Here is a 21,634-nt window from a genome sequence, read left to right on the forward strand (position 1 = left end):
CCTGGATGATTCGAAAGCCAGCGTGCGCCGGCAGGCGTTATTGTAACAGCTTTACCAGCTCATCGACGGTATCCACGGTATGGTCCGCTTGCCAGAGATCAACCTCGTCGGGATTGACAATATAGCCATAGCGCACGGCAACCGTGACCATACCGGCGTTGCGTCCGGCTTCGATATCCCGGGCATGATCGCCTACGTAGATACCGCGATCCGGATCGGCTCCCATCTGCCGGCAGGCCATATGCAGGCCTTCGGGGTCGGGTTTTCGGTTACTGACGTGGTCCGGGCAGATCAGGGCACCACAGCGATTGTCCAGGGCCAGCGCCGACAGTAGTGGCGCCGCGAATCGCACCGGCTTGTTGGTGACGATGCCCCAGGGCACGCCGGCATCCTCAAGGGCGGTCAGCAGCCGGTCCATGCCGGCAAACAGCTCGGTTTCCTCGCAGATACCCGCCTCGTAGAGGTCCAGGAACCGGGCGTGACGGTCCCGGTATTCCGGGTCTTCGGGTTCCAGCCCGAAGCCCAGCCGGATCATGGCGCGGGCACCATCGGACACATGGGGGCGGATGCCATCCGCAGGCAGGGGGGCCAGTTCATTTTCCTGCCTCAGGTTGTTGAGGACACGGATGAAATCCGGGGCGGTATCGATCAGCGTGCCGTCCAGGTCGAACAGCACCGTGGACGGTGGTTTCGGCAGGGGCCTGGGCATGGTCAGGCCTCCGCGGGCTTGCGGGCGTGCATCAGGTAATTGACGTCCACATCCCGGCCCAGCTTGTACACCTTGGTCACCGGGTTGTAGGTCATGCCGGTCAGGTCGCGGATTTCAAGACCGGCCTGGCGCAGATGCCCGGACATTTCCGACGGCCGGATGAATCTGTTCCACTCGTGGGTGCCCTTGGGCAGCATCCGCAACAGGTATTCCGCGCCCACAATGGCAAAAAGGAACGACTTGGGGTTGCGGTTGATGGTGGACACGTAGAGGTCACCGCCGGGCTTGAGCAGGCGGGCGCAGGCGTGGATCACCGAGGCCGGCTCCGGGACGTGCTCCAGCATCTCCAGGCAGGTGACAATATCGTACTGCCCTTCATGCTCCGGGTCGGCGGCCAGTTCCTCCACCGTGATCTGCCGGTAGTCCACCTGGACCCCGGATTCCAGGCCATGGAGGCGTGCCACGGCCAGCGGTGCCTCGCCCATGTCGATGCCGGTGACGTTGGCACCCCGGCGGGCCATGCCTTCGGACAGCAGGCCGCCGCCGCAGCCCACATCCACGACCCGGCGCTCCGCCAGTGGTGTGCGCTCGTCGATGTAGTTGAGCCGCAATGGATTGATGTCGTGCAAGGGACGGAACTCGCTGGTCGGGTCCCACCAGCGGCTGGCAAGGGCCTCGAACTTGGCGATTTCGTCCTGGTCTACGTTGGGTCTGTTCATGGTCATGGGCCTGGAAAGTGAAGCCGGCACCGGGCAGGGCGCCGACAGGATCAGTGCTTGTCTGCGGATGCGATGCGATTATGCCATTCCTGCACCCGCAGCATCAGGTCCGGCACGTCGATACGGGTCAGACGGCCGTCCTGTAACTGGGGTACGCCGGCAATCCAGCTATGGCTTACCTGGCGGCCGTGGTTGCTGTAGGCAAGATGGGATGCCGGATCATAGACCGGCTGCAGGAACGGATCGCTCAGGTCCACCGCGATCAGGTCCGCCTGTTTGCCCGCCTTCAGAGAACCGATTTCATGGTCCCGCCCCAGGGCGCGGGCGCCGTTGATGGTGGCCATGGCCAGGGCCTGGTGTGCGCCCAGGGCGGCGGCATTGCCGGAAACCGCCTTGGCCAGCATGGCGGCGGTGGACAGTTCACCGAACAGGTCCAGGTCGTTGTTGCTGGCGGCGCCGTCAGTGCCGACGGTGACGTTGCTGCCCCCCTGCTGGAGGGTATGCACCGGGCAGAAACCGCTGGCCAGTTTGAGGTTGGACTCCGGGCAATGGACGATATGCACGCCGGTTTCCGCCACCGTGGCCAGGTCCTGTTCATTCAGGGTGGTCATGTGAACGCACTGGGTATTGCCGTTCAGGATGCCCAGATCCCGCAGGCGAGCCACCGGTCGCTGGCCGTTCTGGCGGAACGCCTCTTCCACTTCGAAAGCGGTTTCGTGCAGGTGGATCTGGATGGCGGCACCGGTGTCCTGTTGCAACGCCAGCGCACTGGTGAGGGTGCTGTCCGCGACGGTGTAGGGTGCATGGGGGCCGATGCCGATGCGCACCCAGGGGTCATCCTTCCATTCGTCCAGCAGGGCCGAGCCTTTCTCCAGGTACTCCGCCGGACCACTGCCCCAGGGCGTGGGCATCTCCATCAGCGGGAAGCAGATCTGTGCCCGCATGCCCGCATCCCGGGCCATCTGGGCGGCCACCTCCGGGAAGAAGTACATATCCGAGAAACAGGTGGTGCCGGTGCGCAGCATTTCCGCCATCGCCAATTGCGTGCCGTCGGCGATGAACCGGTCGCTGACAAACTTCCCTTCGGCGGGCCAGATATGTTCGTTGAGCCAGGTCATGAGCGGCAGGTCGTCTGCCAGTCCCCGGAACAGGGACATGGCCGCGTGCCCATGCATGTTGATCAGCCCCGGCATGACCACGTGGTGGGGCAGGTCGATGACCTCCCGGGCCCGGTAGGCGTGGTCGGCGTCCGCCTGGGGGACGATGGCTTCGATCCGGTCGCCCAGTACCATGACTGCCTGGTGCTCCAGCACTTCGCCCATGGGTTCAACCGGTATAAGCCAGCGGGCATTGATGCGGATATCGGCGGCAATGATGGTGTCGGCGGTCATGGATCGGGCCTGTCACTCCAGTGATGCGGGGTTATCTGAATACCGTCCCGGGTTCGGAAACGTTTCCGGAAACTCCCCGGGTCTTGGTTTGTCTTGAAGGGCAGAGTATAACGGTCGAGTCAAAACGCAGCCAGCCAAGGAGTCAACGATGACCAGACAGTCCCCCGGTGTGGATCACCAGAAAGCAGACCCCGACACCGTGGCGATCCGCTGGCTGGGCCACGCGCTTCAGCTCCTGGACCAGCGTCGGCTGCCGGTCGAGGAGCACTGGCTGACCATTGAGGGGGCCGCGGGTGTGGCCCAGGCTATCCGCGACATGGCAGTGCGCGGGGCTCCGGCGATCGGTATCAGTGCGGCCTATGGCGTGGCATTGGCCGCACGTGGAGCGAACAACAAAACCTGGAAGCGGGAAGTGCGTACCGCCATCGATCAGTTGGCGGCCTCCAGGCCCACGGCGGTGAATCTGTTCTGGGCCCTGGCGCGGATGGGTGGTGTGCTGGAGCAGTGCCAGTCCCGCACGGACGCGGTATCACGGCTGGCGGATGCGGCCGTGACGATTCACCGGGAAGACCTGGCCGCCAATGTGGCCATGGCCGATCTGGCATTGGATGCCATGAAACTGGAAAAGCCCTGCTCGGTGCTGACCCATTGCAATACCGGGGCCCTGGCCACCGGCGGTTACGGCACCGCCCTAGGGGTGGTAAGGAAACTGCACAGCGAGCACCTGCTGAAACGGGTCTATGCCGATGAAACCAGACCCTGGCTGCAGGGGGCGCGGTTGACGGCGTGGGAGCTGGCCCGGGACGGTATTCCGGTCACTCTCAATGCGGACGGCGCCGCGGCGGCCATCATGGCCAGGGGCGATGTGAAATGGGTGATTGTTGGTGCCGATCGTATCGCCGCCAATGGTGACGTGGCCAACAAGATCGGCACCTATGGTCTGGCCGTACTGGCGCGGCATCACAAGGTCCGGTTTATGGTGGTTGCCCCCTCGAGCACGGTGGACATGTCACTGGAAAGTGGCCGGGATATTCCCATTGAGGAGCGCGACGGAGACGAGATCTGCCAGCTCGGCGGTGTTCGGGTCGCTCCGGAGAACACGACTGCATTCAATCCGGTGTTCGATGTGACACCAGCGGATCTGATTGATCTTATTGTGACCGAGCGGGGCGTTGTCCACACGCCGGAAATGACCGGCATGCACGGGTTGTTTGGCTAGTAGTGAATCTCTGAATCCCAGTTGGACCGCTGCTGTGGCATAAAAAAGCCGGCAACTTCGAAGGAAGTGCCGGCTTTTTGCTGTTCCGGTCGTGAGTCGATTATTCCGCCTTGGCGGTCACCGTCCCGGCAGGCAGGATGGTGGCCATGCGACGGTCCAGCTCCAGCATGTCGGCCATGATGTGGCCACCCTCCCGGACAATGAAGTCCAGCTCGTCTTCCTCACCGGGAGCGGCGGCTGCCTGCTGTTCCTGATGCTCTTCCATGGCCTTGAAGTCCTCGAAGGGCTCGTCGCCTTTCAGCTCGCGGCGGGCATTGGCAATGGCCAGCTGACGGCTTTCCAGTTGTTCCTGATAGCTTCGCCGCTCGTTCTCGTTGAGGCTGACCATGGTGGTTTTACGCTGCTCGGCCAGGAAGTCGATCTCTTTCTGCAGCAGGCTGAACTCCGGGCTGTCGTCGAAACGGTCAGCGTGGCGGTCACGCAGTTCATCAATCATCGAACTGAAATCGAAATAGCGGGCATGGGGGACAGATTCTATCTGATCCCAGGGCAGGGCCCGTTCGAGGGCGTCCTCACCAATACGGGTGGTATCGATACGGGACGGAATCTCGATGTCCGGAATGACCCCCCGGTGCTGCGTGGAGCCACCGGACACCCGGTAGAACTTGGACTGGGTAATCTTGAGCTGGCCATGATTCAGGGACCGCACCGCCTGTACGGTACCCTTGCCGAAGGTCTGTGAGCCCACGACCAGGCCGCGGCCATAATCCTGTATGGCGCCGGCAAAGATTTCCGAGGCCGAGGCGCTCATTCGGTTCACCAATACCACCATCGGGCCGTCCCAGGCGACGCTCGGGTCCTGGTCGGAGAGCACCTGGACCTGATTGTCGGCACTGCGGATCTGTACCGTCGGCCCCTGGTCGATAAACAGACCCACCAGGTCGTTGGCCTCGTGCAGGGCACCGCCACCGTTGTTGCGCAGGTCTACCACCAGACCGTCAACGTTGTTCTCTTCCTTCAGTTTTTCCAGCAGGTTGCGAACGTCACGGGTGGTGCTCTTGTAGTTCGGGTCGCCCCGCTGCATGGCCTGGAAATCGGCATAGAAGGTGGGGATGTCGATCACCCCGATGCGATAGGTCTCACCGCCCCGGTCCAGTTCAATCACTTCGCTGCTGGCGCTCTGTTCTTCCAGTTTCACCTCATCCCGCTTGATGGCGATGGTGCGGGTAACGGTTTCATCGGTGGCATTGGCGGGAATCACCTCCAGGGTAACGGTGGAGCCCCGGGGGCCCCGGATCAGGTCCACCACCTCGTCCAGACGCCAGCCAATCACGTTGGTGGGCTGCTCCTCGTCGTCCTGCCTGACCGAAACAATACGGTCCGCCGGACCCAGTTGCCCCTGGCGGGAAGCCGGGCCACCCGGTACCAGGCGCACCACCTTGGTATATTCGTTGTCGGACTGAAGCACTGCGCCGATGCCCTCCAGGGACAGGCTCATGTTGATGTTGAAGTTCTCGGAGTTGCGCGGCGAGAAATAGTTGGTATGCGGATCCCAGGTGCCGGTAAAAGCATTCATGTAGGCCTGGAACGCATCTTCGCTGCGCATCTGGGCGATACGCTTGCGCTGGCTTTCGTAACGGCGGGTCAGTACCTCGACGATTTCCTCATCGGTGCTGCCGTTCAGGCGCTGTGCCAGCACGGCGTTGCGGATACGCTTGTTCCAGAGCTGGTCAAGGGCGGCCTGATCGGCTTCCCAGCCGGCCTCGGAGCGGTCCAGCAGGATTTCGTCGTCGGTCTCGAAATCGAACCGGTCAACGCCGTTTTCCAGCAGGCCAAGCGCATAGTCCATGCGTTCGATGATGCGGGTCTGGACCCGGTTATAGATCTGGAAGCCCGGCTGGAGCTGGCCCGTACGCAGGGCGGCGGCCATCTGCGACTTCAGGGGCTGGAATGACTCGATGTCTTCCCGGGTCAGATAGACGCGCTGACCGTCAAGGTAGTCCAGGTAGTCATTGAATACCTCTTCCGCCAGGGCTTCGTCGATGGCCTGGTCCCGGAAGTGGGTGAACTGCAGTTGCCGGGAGATCAGGATGTTTGCCCGGGCCTGTTCAATGGTGGGAGAGACCGCCTCATAGGCATTGCGCTCGACGCTGGCCTGGAGGGATGTGCCAATGCCTACCACGGGCAGGGCTACCAGGACACCGATGGCAAGGTTCCTGGCCCGGGAAACTACGGGCTTGTGTACTGTCTTCATAGATCTGGTTACCTGCTAGTACGGGCTCCCTGGATACCGGTCGGATGCTGAAGATTCCGTAAGCAGGTCAGGCCTGCAAGCACCACGGCTATGGCCGGTTCCAGTAGAGCTTTCGCATCAGCGCTGAAGCCGTCAACGGCACTCAGGGCGGACTCTCACTCCATGATTTTCATTGTAGGCAACCGGTGCGGCCGTTACCACAGCGAGCGTCGGCGATGTAATGACAATCTGTCCATAACCTGACGCAGGTCCCGTTGGGGGGTATACGCCCCAGAAAGACTGACCGGTCATGTGGAACTCCCAGTGTCCAGTGCCTGTCGGAGCCGGCTGGCCAGTTCCGGCGTCAGCGAATCGTCGGGCAGTCCCAGGCACCAGCAGGCCACCAGGGTCTCCAGGGTGTCGGCCTGCGCATCGGACGCCGCCTGGCTGCCCCCGAAACCTTCCCTGAGCCGCCTGACCTGCAGTTCCATTCTCAGCGACTGGTCGTCATCCGGAGAGGGGCTGCCGCTGAGGATTTCGCTCAGCACCACCAGTTCCCTGGCATCGGACAACTCCGCCGTCGATTGCAGTTGTTGCCAGTGGCCGGGGACTTCGTCCGGGGACAACTGGCCCTGCTGGCGCTGGTCTATCCACTGCTGCCATTGCCGCACACTGGCCCGTTGCCTTTGTTGCCGGAGTCGGCCTGACAGCTCCTGCGCGGTGCTGCGGATCTCGTTGCCCTTGCTGGAGGATACCGGTGTCCTGGCGGCGGATTCCAGTTGCTGAATCACGTCGACTGCGGGAGGTTCATCCAGTTCCTCCTGCGAGAGAAGATCCCGGGCCCGGGCGAGGGCCTGGTCCGCAGCCTCATCCGACTCACTGGTTTCCTGCTGGCGGCGCTGGCGTTGCTCGTCCCGGCGGGCAAAGATCTCGTCACAGGCGGCCCGGAAGGCCTTCCACAGCTTGCGGTCTTCCCGATGGCGGGTGATGCCGATGTCCTGCCATTGCTTCTGCAGCGCCTTGGCCTCGTTCATGGCCTCAGACAGGGGCGAATGCTCGATCAGCGACCGGGCACGCTCCACGATCTCCTGTTTGAGCGCTTCATTGCGGTGGCGTTCCTCGTCCAGGTGGTTGCCCAGGTCGTTCATCAGGCGATCGAATTCCTTCTGGACCTGGCGGTTGTCCCGGAATTCCACCGGCCACGCCTGTCGCCACTCCTTGCGGGCGGTTTTCTCGATCTGCTCGGCGGCTTTCCAGTCCACCTGACTCCAGTCCGTGGCCTCCAGGTAACGGGCCAGTTCCTCACAGATACTGTGGCGCTTCTGCAGGTGAACCTTCTTCAGGTCGGACCGGGCCTCGAAATAGGCCTTGCACGGTTTGAAGGCGAGATCCGAAGCCTTGCGAAAACGCTGCCACAGGTCACGGTTGGAGGAGCCGCCCAGCTCCCGCCACTCCTGTTGCAACTCCTGGATATGGGTGGCCTTTGCTTCCGGATCCATGGGCTGTTCCGCCAGGTACTCCATCTGTTCGCAGAGGGAAACCTGCTTGGGTTCGGTGGCAAAGCCCCGCCAGTCCCCCAGTTCGCGAACCTGGCCGGTCAGCCGCTGCAGTCGTCCACGGTGGTGATTTGCCGCTATGCCGGAGAGCTGGCGCTGGAGTCCCTGGGCCTGCTTGAGGTGCTGCCGCGACTCCTTGAGCTGGTTGGCGGACAGGGCGGTTTCGAGTTTGTCCAGGGCCGCGGAAAGCCGGTCGAGGATCTTTTCCCGGACGTCGGCGTCGCCGCTGTCGGGAACGGGTTCCGAGGGTCTGATATGGGCCTTCTCGGCGAGGAGTCTCACCGCTGCCGGTTGTGCTACGTGTCCAGGCCACTCAAGCTGGTCCAGCACGGGGCGGACCTGTTCGACGGACGGTTTGTCCTGACCGGTGAGAGTGTCGATTTCCTCCTGATGCTGGCCCAGTCGACGGACAGCGCTGATAGCGCCCCGCAGGGACTGCATCAGGTTTTCATACTGCTTCTGCTCCTGACGGCTGACCTCGGTGTCCCGGGTGGCTTCCAGCCACCGGTTCTCCTGGGTTCGTTGCAGTGCATCCAGGGAGGGCAGGGCGCTGGTGGCAGGAGCTTCCTCCGCCAGGGAGTCGAGGGTTTCCCGCAGCAGGGCCAGGGTTTCATCTCGCTGTTGTTTCTGGTCGTGGTGTCGCTGTTCTTCCTGGCGCTCCTGTTCCAGGTCCCGTACCCGCTGGCGGCAGTCATGGAGCGCGGCCAGTATCCGGGATTTCTGTTCATTGCTGGCGGTCGTCTCCAGCGCCTGCCACTGTTTCTCCAGCTTCTGGGTACGGGCCTCGTAGAGATTGGTGTCGCCGGTCCTGGCCAGCTCTTCTGCCTCCCTGGCCAACCGGGCCAGGGCATCCTGGGTCGCCTTCTGCTCGTCCTCGCTGCGACGAAGCTCCTGGAGCACCCCGCGAACGTGCTGGTAAACGCCCTTGTCCCTGCCCCGGGCGGCTTTCTGAACCTGCTGTAGCAGCGACTCGTCGGTCAGTCGTTGTGCCGCTTCAAGTCGTATATCCACCGCCAGGCCCTTGATGGCCAGTTCCGCCAGGGCTTCCTGGGTGGTATTGCTGTCCGCCAGGATCGCCCTCTGGCTATCGATGGCCGACTGTTCAGGGCCTTTGCTGCCTGCCGCTTCCTCACGATCTGGGCCTTCTTCCTTGCGGCCCCTGGCTGGTTTGGGCTTGCTGCTGTCCGGTCCGGTCGCTGAAGTGGAGCGCTTCTTGAGGAGGTTCTGGAAAAATGCGGCCATGTCGGTATCCTTCAGGCAGTCAGTTCGCGGGGGCGTCCCCGTTCATGTTCCCGGGTGCGTGTCACCGGTCGGGAATCGGAAAAGCCGGGAAGTTCAGTGCCCAGGAACGGGCGGCTGGCAGCTTCCTCCGGCTTTTAGGCAGGTGGCATAGTCTATCCTCTCGAAACAGGTTGCGGAAAGGGTCTGTATGGCAAAGTCAGGTAAAAAGAAGGACCCCAACGAGCAGGCGCCGGAAACCGCGTTGCGCCTGCTGGCCCGTCGTGAGCACAGCCGGCTGGAACTGACCATGAAATTACGCCAGCGGCGGGTGGACGACAGCGTTATCGAATCGGTCCTGGACGATTTTGAGGACAGGGGGTGGCTTGACGACGATCGTTTCGCCGAGGTGTTCGTGCGCCAGCGTATGGACGCGGGCTATGGCCCCCTGAAGATCCAGGCTGATCTTCAGCAGCGGGGTGTGGGCGGTACACCACCGGAACTGGCCGGGGTGCCGGAGGAGCGCTGGGCGGAGATGGCCATCCGGCTTCGGGAGCGTCGCTTCGGGCTTACGGATATCTCCGATGATTGGTTGGAGCGCCAGCGGCAAGGTGGCTTCCTGGCTCGCCGGGGGTTCTCCGGTGAGCAGGTCGAGCGGGCCCTGGAGGTGGTCAGGGCGTCCCTGGAATAGCTTCGTCCCGGGAAAAGGCTCTAGAGTGTCGGTGGGGGGAAGCCCATTTCGCGGGGGAGTACCAGTGAGGTTTCCTGCTCGTCCGCCGGTCGATCCCGGATCGTTCGGTAGTCAAGGAGCTCTTTGGGCGGGGTCAGTTCGCCGGTGCTGGCATCCGCCACCGCGGTGGGTTCGGTGTCGGTCTCCAGGTCGAAGCGACGGGACAGGACATCGTAGTACCGGCGTATGTTCTGCACATAGAGTACCGGTTCATGGCCCCGGGCGTAGCCATGCCGGGTCTTCGAATACCATTCCTTCTGTGACAGTAGCGGCAGGAATTCCTTCACATCCAGCCACCGGTCCGGGTTGCGTCCCGCGGACTCCGCCAGGCGGCGGGCGTCCTCCAGGTGTCCGAAGCCGACGTTGTAGGATGCCAGCGCAAACCAGGTCCGGTCCGGTTCGTTGACGTGGTCGGGGATCATCCGGAGCACCTGGCGGAAGTAACGGGCACCGCCTTCGATACTCTGCTCGGGGTTCAGGCGATTGTCGATACCGATGTGGTTGGCGGTGTTTCGGGTCAGCATCATCAGGCCACGTACGCCGGTGGGTGACACCGCGTTTCGCCGCCAGTTGGATTCCTGATAGCCAATGGCGGCCAGCAGTCGCCAGTCAATACCGGTTTCCTGGCCAAAGTCCCGGAAGGTGTCCATGTATTTCGGCAGGCGATCCTGGACATGCTTCTCGAAGGTGAGGGCGCCAACATAGCCGAGCTGGTCCAGATGACCGTAGAAGCGCTCCCTCAGGTGGGCCAGGGTACCGTCTTCCTCAATCTGCCGGAAGAACGCCTGGGCTTCAAGGTAAAGAGTGCCGTCGTTGCGGATGGGGAACAGCCAGGCAACCGGCTCCTGGTCACTCATGGTGAATGCCCGTTTCACGTTGGGGTAGAACACGTGGTTCAGGGCCAGTTCGTTGGCGTCGACAACGGCGGTGGGCAATTCGCCTGACTCCACCCTTTCCAGGATGCCGGCGGCATCCAGGCCGTCGTGTACCCGGTAGCTGAGCTGGGGGAACTGCTCCCGGAGTTGCTCGAGGTGTGGTAGGTGGTTGGTTTCCGTGGCGGCATGGAGGGTGATGTCCTGGTCGGCCAGCGCCTCCATGGAGTCAAATCGCTTCTCCAGACCCCGGTGATAGATCACGACGGAGCCGGAGCTGAGGCCATTGGCCAGGGTGCGGAAACGTCCGTCCCAGTCGTGGGCCATGGACAGCCCGGTCAACCCGATGTGGGCATAGCCCTGGTCGAGCACGTCAAGGATTTCGCTGTTGCCTTCCACCAGGCGGACCCGCAGCTCAACCCCCAGGTGGTCGGCAAACCGTTGTGCCAGTTCGTAGTCGAAGCCCGTGGAGCCCTCACGATCCTTGTAATAGATGGAGGGCGCATTGCGGGTGATAACATGCAGGACACCCTCCGCCTTTACCGTGGCCAGCGTATCCGGGCGTGAACAACCGCCCAGCAGTGTGGTAGCCAGTAACAGCAAAAGGGGGATGGTGCCCGATGGGAACAGGGGCTGGTATCCTGAGATTCGGGGTTGGCCCAAATTCATGACCTCCGGGAAGTATGGGATTATCATCCCCCAGAGCAGCGAAAAAGGTCAAATTTGAGGGCAGGCTTTGTGGTTAACAACTGTAAACTCTGTGTTTGGTGTGCACTGCTGTATCCCGTGCCCAGTTTCCAGTATGATTGCGCCCGTTCATACACGGTGCCCTGCCTGGCTGTCAGAGGGCCGACTGGGCCTGCTGGCTGGCGCACCGGTTTCCCCAAGTTCGCGTGATACAGGTTTATACCCATGCTGGAACTCCGCGGCGCTCCCGCACTTTCCCCCTTCCGCTCCGATAAACTGTTTGGGCAACTGACTGAAGCCGTTCCGGGCGTCAGTGGCATTTATGCGGAATTCATGCATTTCGTGGACGCCGAGGCGGAGCTTGGCGATGGTGAACAGACGGTGCTGGATCGGCTGCTGACCTACGGGCCCAGCGCTGAACAGCGGGAGCCGGATGGCGTCCTGTTCCTGGTGGTGCCGCGGCCGGGCACGGTATCGCCCTGGTCCAGCAAGGCCACGGATATTGCCCGCAACTGTGGGCTGCGCCAGGTCAACCGCATTGAGCGGGGCATCGCCTACTACGTGAAGGCGAACAAGAAACTGGGCCGGGAGGATCGTCAGGCCATCGCGGCGCTGCTGCATGACCGCATGACGGAAACCGTTTTCCACGAGATGGCGGGTGCGGAACTGCTGTTCCACCGGGAGGAACCCCGGCCGCTGGAGCGGATCCCGGTCCTGACCGGTGGCCGTCCCGCACTGGTGGATGCCAACCAGCGCCTTGGCCTGGCCCTGGCGGAGGACGAGATCGACTACCTGGTGGATGCCTTCAACGACCTGGATCGTGATCCCACCGACGTCGAACTGATGATGTTCGCCCAGGCCAACTCGGAGCACTGTCGACACAAGATCTTCAACGCCTCCTGGGATATTGATGGCGAGGGGCAGCAGAAGTCCCTGTTCGCCATGATCCGCAACACCCATGAGATGAGTAGTGAGGGTGTGCTCTCGGCCTACCGGGACAACGCCTCGGTGATTCGCGGTTCCACCGGTGGCCGTTTCTACCCGGATCCGGAAACCGCCCGCTACCAGTATGTGCGCGAGCCCATCCACATCCTGATGAAGGTGGAGACCCACAATCATCCGACGGCCATCTCGCCGTTTGCCGGTTCCGCCACCGGTGCCGGTGGTGAGATTCGTGACGAGGGAGCCACCGGTCGCGGCTCCAAGCCCAAGGCGGGCCTGACCGGGTTCACCGTGTCCAACCTCGAAATTCCGGGTGACCTCCAACCCTGGGAGGATGGCTATGGCCGTCCGGATCGCATCGCATCCCCGCTGGATATCATGATTGATGCGCCCATCGGTGGCGCCTCCTTCAACAATGAATTTGGCCGTCCCAACCTGGCCGGCTACTTCCGCACCTTTGAACAGAAGGTGCCGGGGCCTGATGGTGACGAGGTCCGCGGTTACCACAAGCCCATCATGATTGCCGGCGGCCTGGGCAACATCCGAGAGAACCATGTGGAGAAGGGGGAGATCCCCGTGGGCGCGCGGCTGATCGTGCTGGGTGGTCCCTCCATGCTGATCGGCCTCGGCGGTGGTGCGGCGTCATCCATGGATTCCGGCACCAGTAACGAGAATCTGGATTTTGCCTCCGTACAGCGGGGCAATCCGGAAATGGAACGGCGCTGTCAGGAAGTGATTGACCGTTGCTGGCAGCTGGACGGGGACAACCCCATCGCCTTTATCCACGACGTGGGGGCGGGTGGCCTGTCCAACGCCATGCCGGAGCTGGTTAAGGACGGTGGCCGGGGCGGCAAGTTTGAACTCAGGGACATTCCCAGTGACGAACCGGGCATGTCACCGCTGGAAATCTGGTGCAACGAGTCCCAGGAACGCTACGTGCTGGCCGTGGCCGAGGACAACATGGAGCGCTTCGACGCCATCTGTCGCCGCGAGCGCTGCCCCTATGCCGTTATCGGCGAGGCCACGGAAAGCCATCATCTGAGCCTGGATGACGCCTATTATGACGACTCCCCGGTAGACCTGCCCATGGACGTGCTGTTCGGCAAGCCGCCGCGCATGCATCGCAGTGTGATCCGGACGTCGTTCACCAAGCCGATCTTCGACTCCACCCGGGTGGATCTGGACGAGGCCATCCGCCGCGTCCTGAGGCTGCCCAGTGTTGGCAGCAAGAATTTCCTGATCACCATTGGTGATCGCACCATTACCGGGCTGGTGGCCCGGGATCAGATGGTGGGACCGTGGCAGGTTCCGGTGGCTGATGTCGCCGTAACGGCCACCAGTTACGACGTGCTCACCGGTGAGGCCATGGCCATGGGTGAGCGCACGCCGGTGGCCAGTATTGATGCGCCGGCCTCCGGCCGTATGGCCGTGGGTGAGGCGATCACCAACCTGGCGGCGGCCCCTATCGGCAAGCTTTCCGATATCCGGTTGTCGGCCAACTGGATGGCGGCGGCGGGCCACCCCGGCGAGGATGAAAACCTGTATGAAACCGTGCGCGCGGTGGGTATGGAACTGTGCCCGGCCCTGGGTATTGCCATTCCCGTGGGCAAGGACTCCATGTCCATGAAGACCGTGTGGGAAGAGGGTGAGGAGCAGAAGAGTGTGACCGCGCCCCTATCCCTGATTATCAGCGGTTTTGCACCGGTGACCGACGTGACCCGCACCCTGACGCCCCAGCTGAGGAGGGATCAGGGTGATACCGACCTGATCCTGATTGACCTGGCCGCCGGCCAGAACCGTCTGGGGGGCTCCGCCCTGGCGCAGGTCTATGGCCAGATGGGCGCGGTGGCGCCGGACGTGGACGACCCGGAAGATATCAAGGCTTTCTTCGCCGTGGTCCAGGGGCTGAATGGCGATGGCAAGATCCTGGCCTATCACGATCGTTCCGATGGTGGCATGTTCGTCACCCTGACGGAGATGGCATTTGCCGGTCATACCGGTGTCGATATCCGTCTGGACGGTCTTGCGGAGGAGTCTGGCCAGTTTGCCCGCGAGCTGTTCAACGAGGAACTGGGCGCGATCATCCAGGTCCGCCGGGAAGACACCCCCTTCGTGCTCCAGCAGTTCTCCGGTGCCGGCCTGGGTGAGCACACCTCGGTTGTCGGCACCCTGAATGAGGACGATCACATTCGCTTTACCTTCGAGGGGCATGCGGTGATCGAACATCCTCGGGGGGAGCTGCAGCGTCTCTGGTCGGAGACCAGCTACCGGATCCAGAGCCTCCGGGACAACGCCAACTGTGCCCGGGAAGAGTTCGACAACCTGCTTGACGATGACGACCCCGGGCTGCATGCGGCACTGACCTTCGACCCTGCCGAGGATGTGGCCGCGCCCTACATCAATAAAGGGGTGGCACCCAAGGTTGCTGTACTGCGCGAGCAGGGCGTTAATGGCCAGGTGGAAATGGCAGCGGCCTTCGACCGCGCCGGCTTCGAGGCCGTGGACGTGCACATGAGTGACCTGCTCTCCGGACGGGTTACCCTGGATGGCTTCCGCTCCCTGGTGGCCTGTGGTGGCTTCTCCTACGGCGACGTGCTGGGTGCCGGCGAGGGTTGGGCCAAGTCGATCCTGTTCAACTCCCGGGTGCGGGACCAGTTTGCCGGCTTCTTTGACCGTGACAACACCCTTGCACTGGGGGTTTGTAACGGCTGTCAGATGCTGTCCAACCTTCATGAGTTGATTCCGGGCACCGAAGGGTGGCCGCACTTCGTTCGCAACCAGTCCGAGCAGTTCGAGGCGCGGCTGGTCATGGCCGAGGTGCAGGAGTCCCCGTCGGTGTTCCTGTCCGGCATGGCCGGCTCGCGCATGCCGATTGCGGTGGCCCATGGGGAAGGGCGTGCGGAGTTCCCGTCGCCGGCGGGCTTTGAGGCCCTCAACGGCTCAGGCCAGGTGGCCCTGCGGTACGTGGACAACCGTGGCCAGCAGACTACCCGTTACCCATACAACCCGAATGGGTCGGAAGGCGGTATTACCGGGGTGACCAGCCGGGATGGCCGCGTCACCATCATGATGCCCCACCCGGAAAGGGTCTTCCGTACCGCCCAGTACTCCTGGCACCCGGACGACTGGGGTGAGGAAGGGCCGTGGTTGAGGATGTTCCGCAATGCCCGCAAGTGGCTGGGATGACTTCCTGAGCCAGTAGCGCAAGGCGCGAAACCGGTGTCTGATTCCTTTCTGGAGGAGTTGGTCACCGGTTTTTTTATGTTTATCAGGGCGTGCCACTAACCTTCTGGATTGCAAGCTGTTTGTGCGCTGTTATAACTAAAATATTTCTTGACGAATTGGTTTTATGCACATGGGAATTAGGCAAGAGGTGACCCGGTGTGCAAAATGCCATCAAACCGTATGGTATTTGTTCTATAAATGTAACCTATTGTTTTTAAAGTATTATTTTGTGTAGGTGGATTTGTCGCCAATTTGACACAAGGGCTGTAACGACGGGGGTTTGCGGGCTCTGCCCAAAAACTATCCCCAAAGTTATCCACAGATTTTGTGGGTAACCTCAGGTGCCTTTTGAAAGGCGCCGTTGACCCTGATGTCAAGCCGTATCAAGCTTGAAAACCATCTTTTTGCAGGAGGATAGGGCACCATGTACAAGTTCTGCTTTTTCGTCCCCGAGACCGACCTGGAAACCACGAAGGCAGCTGTGTTCGCCGCCGGAGGCGGTCGCATCGGCGACTACGATTGCTGTGCCTGGCAGACCCTGGGCAAGGGGCAGTTCCGTCCGCTGGAGGGCAGTAACCCCCACCTGGGGCAGCACGGTGAGCTGGAAAGGGTGGATGAATACAAGGTGGAACTGGTCTGCGAGGATCATCGCATCCGTGAGGCGGTGGCGGCGATGAAGCGGGCCCACCCTTTCGAGGAGCCCGCCTATGAGGTCTACCGGCTGGAGGACTTCTGAGGCTCCGAGGATTCCCGGGACTCGGAGGACTTCTTCATACGGTGGCGGATGTCGCTGATACGAAGGGGGAACTCGTTGCGCTGGACATCTTCCACGAAGTGTTCAAGGGTACGCCGCACCGTCGGGAAGGAGATTTCGTCCCAGGGAATGCGGTCCAGCTCGAACAGGTCCGTTTCCAGGGATTCCTCACCGGCACCGAACCGGGGCTCGGTCAGGTAGGCCAGATAGAACATGTGGACCTGGTCGATGTGGGGCACATGGATCATGGTGTAAAGCCCTGCCAGTTCCACGTCCGCCATCGCCTCCTCAAGGGTCTCCCGGGCGGCGGCTTCCTCCGTGGTTTCCGAGTTCTCCATGAAGCCGGCCGGCAGGGTCCAGTAGCCGTAACGGGGTTCAATGGCCCGGCGGCATAACAGTATCTTTCCTTCCCACACCGGTACCGTCCCGGCCACGATTCGTGGATTCTGGTAGTGGATGGTCTGACAGTGTGTGCACACGTAACGCGGCCGGTTGTCCCCGGCGGGAATGCGGCTCTCAACGGGATGGCCGCAATGACTGCAGAATTTCATGGATTACCCCGTATACTGTGTCGAGTTCTGGCACCAGTGTATCGTTCGCCCGGTGCCTTGTCCCATATCAAGACGCGGGAGAGAGATTTTGCGCGAATTACTGACGGAAAGGCTAGCCCGGTATGCGCCGAACCAGTTGGCGATGGACTATCCTGAAGCCAGTGTGCTGGTGCCGGTGACGGATAATCCCGGTTCCCCCGAGATCCTGTTGACCCTTCGGTCGTCAAACCTGTCCACCCACCGGGGACAGGTGGCCTTCCCCGGGGGGAAGCGGGACGCGTCTGATCCGTCCCTCGCCCACACCGCGCTTCGCGAGACCCACGAGGAAATCGGTCTGCCGCCGGACCAGGTTCAACTGATCGCACCGTTGAGCCAGGTGCTCTCCCGCTATGGCATCCTGGTAACGCCATACGTTGGCGTGGTGCCCGCCGACCACCCGCTGACACCCAATCCCCATGAGATTGAAAGCATCTTCCATGTGCCGGTGGAGTTCCTGCTGGAGGATCGTCGTGAACGCACCGATGTGCTGCCGTTCCTGGATGATACCTACTACGTCCCCTGTTATCGCTGGCAGGGTTATGAGATCTGGGGGCTGACCGCGGTGGTTCTGGTGGACTTTCTGAATGCCGTGTACGATGCCCGCATTGATGTGCTTGAGCCCCGCCAGGGCTGATCCGTCGGAATCAAACGAGGAGAGGTCAACATGCTTTACCAACTCGCGGACCGCAAGCCCGAGTTAATCGGAGAAGGGCAGTTCATCGCAGACAACGCTACCGTGATCGGCAGTGTGGCGCTGCATGACAAGAGCAGTGTGTGGTTCAACGTGGTTATCCGTGGTGACAACGACCTGATCACCATCGGGCCGGAGTCAAATGTGCAGGATGGTTCCGTGCTGCATACGGATTCCGGCATCCAGTTAACCCTTGGGCGTGGTGTCACCGTGGGCCATAAGGCCATGCTGCACGGCTGCGAGATTGGTGACTACTCCCTGATTGGCATAAACGCCGTGGTGCTGAACGGGGCCCGGATCGGCAAGCATTGCCTGATTGGAGCCAACACCCTGATCCCCGAGGGTATGGAAGTGCCGGACGGCTCCCTGGTGATTGGTGCGCCGGGGCGCGTTAAACGGGAGCTGGGTGATAACCAGAAGAAGATGCTGGAGCTCAGCGCCGCGCATTATGTCGAGAACGCGGCCCGTTACATGAGTTCACTCACACCTGTCGAGCCCTGGAAAGGCGGGGAGTGATGGCGGAGCAGGACAGAGTGCGGTCACCATGCGTGGCCGTCTGTGCACTGGACGAGAATGATGTGTGTATCGGCTGCCACCGCACGGGCGATGAGATCCTGCGGTGGACATCCATGACCAACGACGAGCGCCGGCAAGTGCTGGAGTTGGTCGCGCGGCGAGAACAGAACAGTTTGATCTAGAGATCATTTCCGGGCATTGAGGCGGGGGCTGGCAGGTTAATTATGAGCGTTTCCATCGGAACACCACTGAAGGCAAATGGCTACCGGGTTCTCCTGTGTGGCTCGGGTGAGCTGGGCAAGGAGGTTGTGATCGAACTGCAGCGCCTGGGGGTGGAGGTCATTGCCTGCGATCGTTACGCCAATGCGCCCGCCATGCAGGTGGCTCACCGCAGTCATGTGGTTGATATGCTGGATCCGGCCAGCCTCAGGGCGGTCATCGAGCAGGAAAAACCACAGCTTATTGTTCCGGAGATCGAGGCCATCGCCACCGGTGAACTGGTCAAACTGGAACAGGAAGGGTATCGCGTTGTGCCAACCGCGCGGGCGGTCAACCTCACCATGAACCGGGAGGGGATCCGACGCCTGGCGGCGGAAGAGCTTGAGTTGCCCGTATCCGCCTACCGCTTTGCCGAAACCCGCGAGGCATTTGAGCAGGCCGTGTCCGAGATTGGCTTCCCCTGTGTTGTGAAGCCGGTAATGAGTTCGTCCGGCAAGGGGCAGAGCCTGGTGCAGAGCCAGGATGACATCGGAGTCGCCTGGGACTATGCCCAGACGGGTGGGCGTGCCGGCAAGGGCAGGGTGATCATCGAAGGTTTTATCGACTTCGACTATGAAATCACCCTGCTGACGGTCCGTCACCGGGATGGCGTCAGCTTCTGCGATCCCATTGGTCACCGTCAGGAGGATGGGGATTACCGGGAATCCTGGCAGCCACAGCCCATGAGTCCCCGGGCGCTGGAAGAAAGTCGCGCCATCGCGGAGGCCATCACTGCTGATCTGGGCGGGTATGGCGTATTCGGGGTGGAGCTGTTCGTGAAAGGGGATGATGTCTGGTTCTCCGAGGTGTCACCTCGGCCCCACGATACCGGACTGGTCACGCTGATTTCCCAGGACCTGTCCGAGTTTGCCCTGCATGCCCGGGCCATCCTTGGTTTGCCGGTGCCGGCGATACGCCAGAATGGCCCGTCCGCTTCCGCGGTCATCCTTCCGGAAGGAGAGTCGGACCAACCTGGCTTTGGCAATCTCGAGGAAGTTCTTGCCGAGCCGGATGTACAACTCCGTCTTTTCGGTAAGCCCGAACTCAGGGGCCGTCGGCGCATGGGGGTGGTTGTGGCCAGGAGTCAGACTATTGATGAGGCCCGGGAGTTGGCGAGTAAAGCGGCTGCGAAGGTGAAGGTGAGTCTGTAGTTTTTCTGAAACCTGGTTGAAAAATGACCGTATCGGATAAATAGTGTTCGATAGCGTAGCGGCAAACCGAAACCGCCCTAAAAAAGTTGGTATTGGCCGTTGACAGGAATCGGTGAGGCTGTAGAATGCGCCCCACTTCGACGGACACGGCCCATGAGGCTTGAACGGGAAGGCGAAGTAAGCGGTTGTTTGATTTGGGTTTTTGCGGTTCAGGTCTTCTTCGGGAGCGGCGTTAAAAACCTTGAAATAATCGTTGACAAGGTGGCGATCTGATGTAGAATACGCGGCCTTGATTGAGCAGATGCTCAACGCTCTTTAACAAGTTGACCAAGTAATTCGTGTGGGCGCTGGCCGAGACTATCTGGCGACAGATAATCGAGGCAAGCGACTCGTCGAGAATGAGTTTTGTCTTGAGCAAGATTAGAGATCTTCGGATCTTGTATGATTTAAACTGAAGAGTTTGATCATGGCTCAGATTGAACGCTGGCGGCAGGCCTAACACATGCAAGTCGAGCGGAAACAGGGGGAGCTTGCTCCCCGCTGTCGAGCGGCGGACGGGTGAGTAATGCATAGGAAACTGCCCAGTAGTGGGGGATAGCCCGGGGAAACCCGGATTAATACCGCATACGCCCTTCGGGGGAAAGCAGGGGATCTTCGGACCTTGCGCTATTGGATGTGCCTATGTCGGATTAGCTAGTTGGTGGGGTAATGGCCTACCAAGGCGACGATCCGTAGCTGGTCTGAGAGGATGATCAGCCACATCGGGACTGAGACACGGCCCGAACTCCTACGGGAGGCAGCAGTGGGGAATATTGGACAATGGGGGCAACCCTGATCCAGCCATGCCGCGTGTGTGAAGAAGGCTTTCGGGTTGTAAAGCACTTTCAGCAAGGAGGAAAACGTGTTGGCTAATACCCAGCATGCTTGACGTTACTTGCAGAAGAAGCACCGGCTAACTCCGTGCCAGCAGCCGCGGTAATACGGAGGGTGCAAGCGTTAATCGGAATTACTGGGCGTAAAGCGCGCGTAGGCGGTTTGATAAGCGGGATGTGAAAGCCCTGGGCTTAACCTGGGAACGGCATTCCGAACTGTCAGGCTAGAGTATGGTAGAGGGTAGTGGAATTTCCTGTGTAGCGGTGAAATGCGTAGATATAGGAAGGAACACCAGTGGCGAAGGCGGCTACCTGGACCAATACTGACGCTGAGGTGCGAAAGCGTGGGGAGCAAACAGGATTAGATACCCTGGTAGTCCACGCCGTAAACGATGTCTACTAGCCGTTGGGACTCTTGAAGTCTTAGTGGCGCAGTTAACGCACTAAGTAGACCGCCTGGGGAGTACGGCCGCAAGGTTAAAACTCAAATGAATTGACGGGGGCCCGCACAAGCGGTGGAGCATGTGGTTTAATTCGACGCAACGCGAAGAACCTTACCTGGCCTTGACATGTTGGGAACTTTCCAGAGATGGATTGGTGCCTTCGGGAACCCAAACACAGGTGCTGCATGGCCGTCGTCAGCTCGTGTCGTGAGATGTTGGGTTAAGTCCCGTAACGAGCGCAACCCTTATCCCTAGTTGCCAGCACATAATGGTGGGAACTCTAGGGAGACTGCCGGTGACAAACCGGAGGAAGGTGGGGATGACGTCAGGTCATCATGGCCCTTACGGCCAGGGCTACACACGTGCTACAATGGCGCGCACAGAGGGCTGCAACCCCGCGAGGGTGAGCTAATCTCATAAAACGCGTCGTAGTCCGGATCGCAGTCTGCAACTCGACTGCGTGAAGTCGGAATCGCTAGTAATCGCGAATCAGAATGTCGCGGTGAATACGTTCCCGGGCCTTGTACACACCGCCCGTCACACCATGGGAGTGGATTGCACCAGAAGTGGTTAGTCTAACCTTCGGGAGGACGATCACCACGGTGTGGTTCATGACTGGGGTGAAGTCGTAACAAGGTAGCCGTAGGGGAACCTGCGGCTGGATCACCTCCTTAACGATAGCTGGAGGTTTCGGTCAGAGTCCACACGAATTACTTGGTCAATGAGAAGAGAGCAAAGGGTCTTTCGGGCCCGACTTGGCTTGTTTGTGACAAGCAAAACCGGGTCTGTAGCTCAGGTGGTTAGAGCGCACCCCTGATAAGGGTGAGGTCGGTGGTTCAAGTCCACCCAGACCCACCA

Annotated in this window: 15 protein-coding genes, 1 tRNA gene and 1 rRNA gene; 10 read left to right on the forward strand and 7 right to left on the reverse strand. The window is 61.1% G+C overall.

What is annotated here, in order from left to right; all coding sequences use genetic code 11:
- Positions 1–37: 37 nt before the first annotated feature.
- From ACJO2E_RS04800 to ACJO2E_RS04810, 3 genes are read right to left on the reverse strand one after another with little or no spacing between them, the layout of a single operon-like run.
- Positions 38–709, reverse strand: a complete 672-nt coding sequence (locus tag ACJO2E_RS04800; protein WP_406962330.1) for an HAD-IA family hydrolase — start codon at positions 707–709, stop codon at positions 38–40.
- A 2-nt stretch (positions 710–711) separates the two neighbouring features.
- Positions 712–1,428: a bifunctional 2-polyprenyl-6-hydroxyphenol methylase/3-demethylubiquinol 3-O-methyltransferase UbiG gene (gene ubiG / locus ACJO2E_RS04805; RefSeq protein ID WP_406962331.1), complete on the reverse strand. Its 717-nt coding sequence runs from the start codon at positions 1,426–1,428 to the stop codon at positions 712–714.
- Positions 1,429–1,478: 50 nt separating this feature from the next.
- Entirely contained in the window at positions 1,479–2,819 is a 1,341-nt protein-coding gene (locus ACJO2E_RS04810; protein ID WP_406962333.1) for a TRZ/ATZ family hydrolase, read from the reverse strand.
- A 148-nt stretch (positions 2,820–2,967) separates the two neighbouring features.
- Between ACJO2E_RS04810 and mtnA the strand changes: the two genes are divergently transcribed.
- The gene (gene mtnA / locus ACJO2E_RS04815; RefSeq protein WP_406962335.1) at positions 2,968–4,038 is read left to right on the forward strand and encodes an S-methyl-5-thioribose-1-phosphate isomerase; all 1,071 of its coding nucleotides are present in this window, start codon (positions 2,968–2,970) and stop codon (positions 4,036–4,038) included.
- 100 nt (positions 4,039–4,138) lie between these two features.
- Here the strand turns inward: mtnA and ACJO2E_RS04820 are convergent, their stop codons facing one another.
- Together ACJO2E_RS04820 and ACJO2E_RS04825 are read right to left on the reverse strand one after the other, a co-directional pair.
- Positions 4,139–6,292 carry a carboxy terminal-processing peptidase gene (locus ACJO2E_RS04820; protein ID WP_406962337.1) on the reverse strand — a complete coding sequence of 718 codons (2,154 nt, stop codon included), beginning with the start codon at positions 6,290–6,292 and terminating at the stop codon, positions 4,139–4,141.
- 287 nt (positions 6,293–6,579) lie between these two features.
- Positions 6,580–9,069, reverse strand: a complete 2,490-nt coding sequence (locus tag ACJO2E_RS04825; protein ID WP_406962339.1) for a DUF349 domain-containing protein — start codon at positions 9,067–9,069, stop codon at positions 6,580–6,582.
- A gap of 187 nt (positions 9,070–9,256) precedes the next feature.
- On the opposite strand from ACJO2E_RS04825, the gene ACJO2E_RS04830 reads away from it, so the two are divergent.
- A complete protein-coding gene (locus ACJO2E_RS04830; protein ID WP_406962341.1) occupies positions 9,257–9,736 on the forward strand; it encodes a regulatory protein RecX in 480 nt (159 codons plus the stop codon).
- Positions 9,737–9,756: 20 nt separating this feature from the next.
- Here the strand turns inward: ACJO2E_RS04830 and mltF are convergent, their stop codons facing one another.
- Positions 9,757–11,310: a membrane-bound lytic murein transglycosylase MltF gene (gene mltF, locus ACJO2E_RS04835; protein ID WP_406962342.1), complete on the reverse strand. Its 1,554-nt coding sequence runs from the start codon at positions 11,308–11,310 to the stop codon at positions 9,757–9,759.
- Positions 11,311–11,559: 249 nt separating this feature from the next.
- On the opposite strand from mltF, the gene purL reads away from it, so the two are divergent.
- A complete protein-coding gene (purL, locus tag ACJO2E_RS04840; RefSeq protein ID WP_406962344.1) occupies positions 11,560–15,462 on the forward strand; it encodes a phosphoribosylformylglycinamidine synthase in 3,903 nt (1,300 codons plus the stop codon).
- Between the two features lie 463 nt (positions 15,463–15,925).
- A complete protein-coding gene (locus tag ACJO2E_RS04845; protein ID WP_406962346.1) occupies positions 15,926–16,237 on the forward strand; it encodes a YqfO family protein in 312 nt (103 codons plus the stop codon).
- On the opposite strand, the gene ACJO2E_RS04850 is transcribed toward ACJO2E_RS04845, so the two are convergent.
- Positions 16,216–16,806: an NUDIX hydrolase gene (locus ACJO2E_RS04850; protein ID WP_406962348.1), complete on the reverse strand. Its 591-nt coding sequence runs from the start codon at positions 16,804–16,806 to the stop codon at positions 16,216–16,218. The two genes, ACJO2E_RS04845 and ACJO2E_RS04850, sit on opposite strands and share 22 nt — an antisense overlap.
- A gap of 88 nt (positions 16,807–16,894) precedes the next feature.
- On the opposite strand from ACJO2E_RS04850, the gene ACJO2E_RS04855 reads away from it, so the two are divergent.
- From ACJO2E_RS04855 to ACJO2E_RS04880, 6 genes are all read left to right on the forward strand, one after another.
- Positions 16,895–17,479 carry an NUDIX hydrolase gene (locus ACJO2E_RS04855; protein WP_406962350.1) on the forward strand — a complete coding sequence of 195 codons (585 nt, stop codon included), beginning with the start codon at positions 16,895–16,897 and terminating at the stop codon, positions 17,477–17,479.
- Positions 17,480–17,509: 30 nt separating this feature from the next.
- A complete protein-coding gene (locus ACJO2E_RS04860; protein ID WP_406962352.1) occupies positions 17,510–18,052 on the forward strand; it encodes a gamma carbonic anhydrase family protein in 543 nt (180 codons plus the stop codon).
- Positions 18,052–18,234, forward strand: a complete 183-nt coding sequence (locus ACJO2E_RS04865; protein ID WP_406962354.1) for a DUF1289 domain-containing protein — start codon at positions 18,052–18,054, stop codon at positions 18,232–18,234. The genes ACJO2E_RS04860 and ACJO2E_RS04865 overlap by 1 nt, the downstream gene beginning before the upstream one ends.
- Before the next feature lie 15 nt (positions 18,235–18,249).
- Positions 18,250–19,461 (forward strand): formate-dependent phosphoribosylglycinamide formyltransferase, encoded by a 1,212-nt coding sequence (purT, locus tag ACJO2E_RS04870; RefSeq protein ID WP_406962386.1) that lies wholly within the window; start codon positions 18,250–18,252, stop codon positions 19,459–19,461.
- A gap of 448 nt (positions 19,462–19,909) precedes the next feature.
- Positions 19,910–21,450 (forward strand): 16S ribosomal RNA (locus ACJO2E_RS04875).
- Positions 21,451–21,557: 107 nt separating this feature from the next.
- Positions 21,558–21,634, forward strand: a tRNA-Ile gene (locus ACJO2E_RS04880).

It is taken from the genome of Marinobacter shunpengi (genome assembly GCF_045449695.1).
Lineage (GTDB): Bacteria > Pseudomonadota > Gammaproteobacteria > Pseudomonadales > Oleiphilaceae > Marinobacter.

Bases quoted from the DNA above. Each gene is read 5' to 3' on its own strand.
- ACJO2E_RS04860 (WP_406962352.1), top strand. From the start codon at position 17,510: ATGCTTTACCAACTCGCGGACCGCAAGCCCGAGTTAATCGGAGAAGGG.
- ACJO2E_RS04845 (WP_406962346.1), top strand. From the start codon at position 15,926: ATGTACAAGTTCTGCTTTTTCGTCCCCGAGACCGACCTGGAAACCACG.
- ACJO2E_RS04810 (WP_406962333.1), bottom strand. From the start codon at position 2,819: ATGACCGCCGACACCATCATTGCCGCCGATATCCGCATCAATGCCCGC.
- ACJO2E_RS04865 (WP_406962354.1), top strand. From the start codon at position 18,052: ATGGCGGAGCAGGACAGAGTGCGGTCACCATGCGTGGCCGTCTGTGCA.
- ACJO2E_RS04800 (WP_406962330.1), bottom strand. From the start codon at position 709: ATGCCCAGGCCCCTGCCGAAACCACCGTCCACGGTGCTGTTCGACCTG.
- ACJO2E_RS04850 (WP_406962348.1), bottom strand. From the start codon at position 16,806: ATGAAATTCTGCAGTCATTGCGGCCATCCCGTTGAGAGCCGCATTCCC.
- ubiG (WP_406962331.1), bottom strand. From the start codon at position 1,428: ATGAACAGACCCAACGTAGACCAGGACGAAATCGCCAAGTTCGAGGCC.
- mtnA (WP_406962335.1), top strand. From the start codon at position 2,968: ATGACCAGACAGTCCCCCGGTGTGGATCACCAGAAAGCAGACCCCGAC.
- purL (WP_406962344.1), top strand. From the start codon at position 11,560: ATGCTGGAACTCCGCGGCGCTCCCGCACTTTCCCCCTTCCGCTCCGAT.
- ACJO2E_RS04820 (WP_406962337.1), bottom strand. From the start codon at position 6,292: ATGAAGACAGTACACAAGCCCGTAGTTTCCCGGGCCAGGAACCTTGCC.
- ACJO2E_RS04830 (WP_406962341.1), top strand. From the start codon at position 9,257: ATGGCAAAGTCAGGTAAAAAGAAGGACCCCAACGAGCAGGCGCCGGAA.
- ACJO2E_RS04825 (WP_406962339.1), bottom strand. From the start codon at position 9,069: ATGGCCGCATTTTTCCAGAACCTCCTCAAGAAGCGCTCCACTTCAGCG.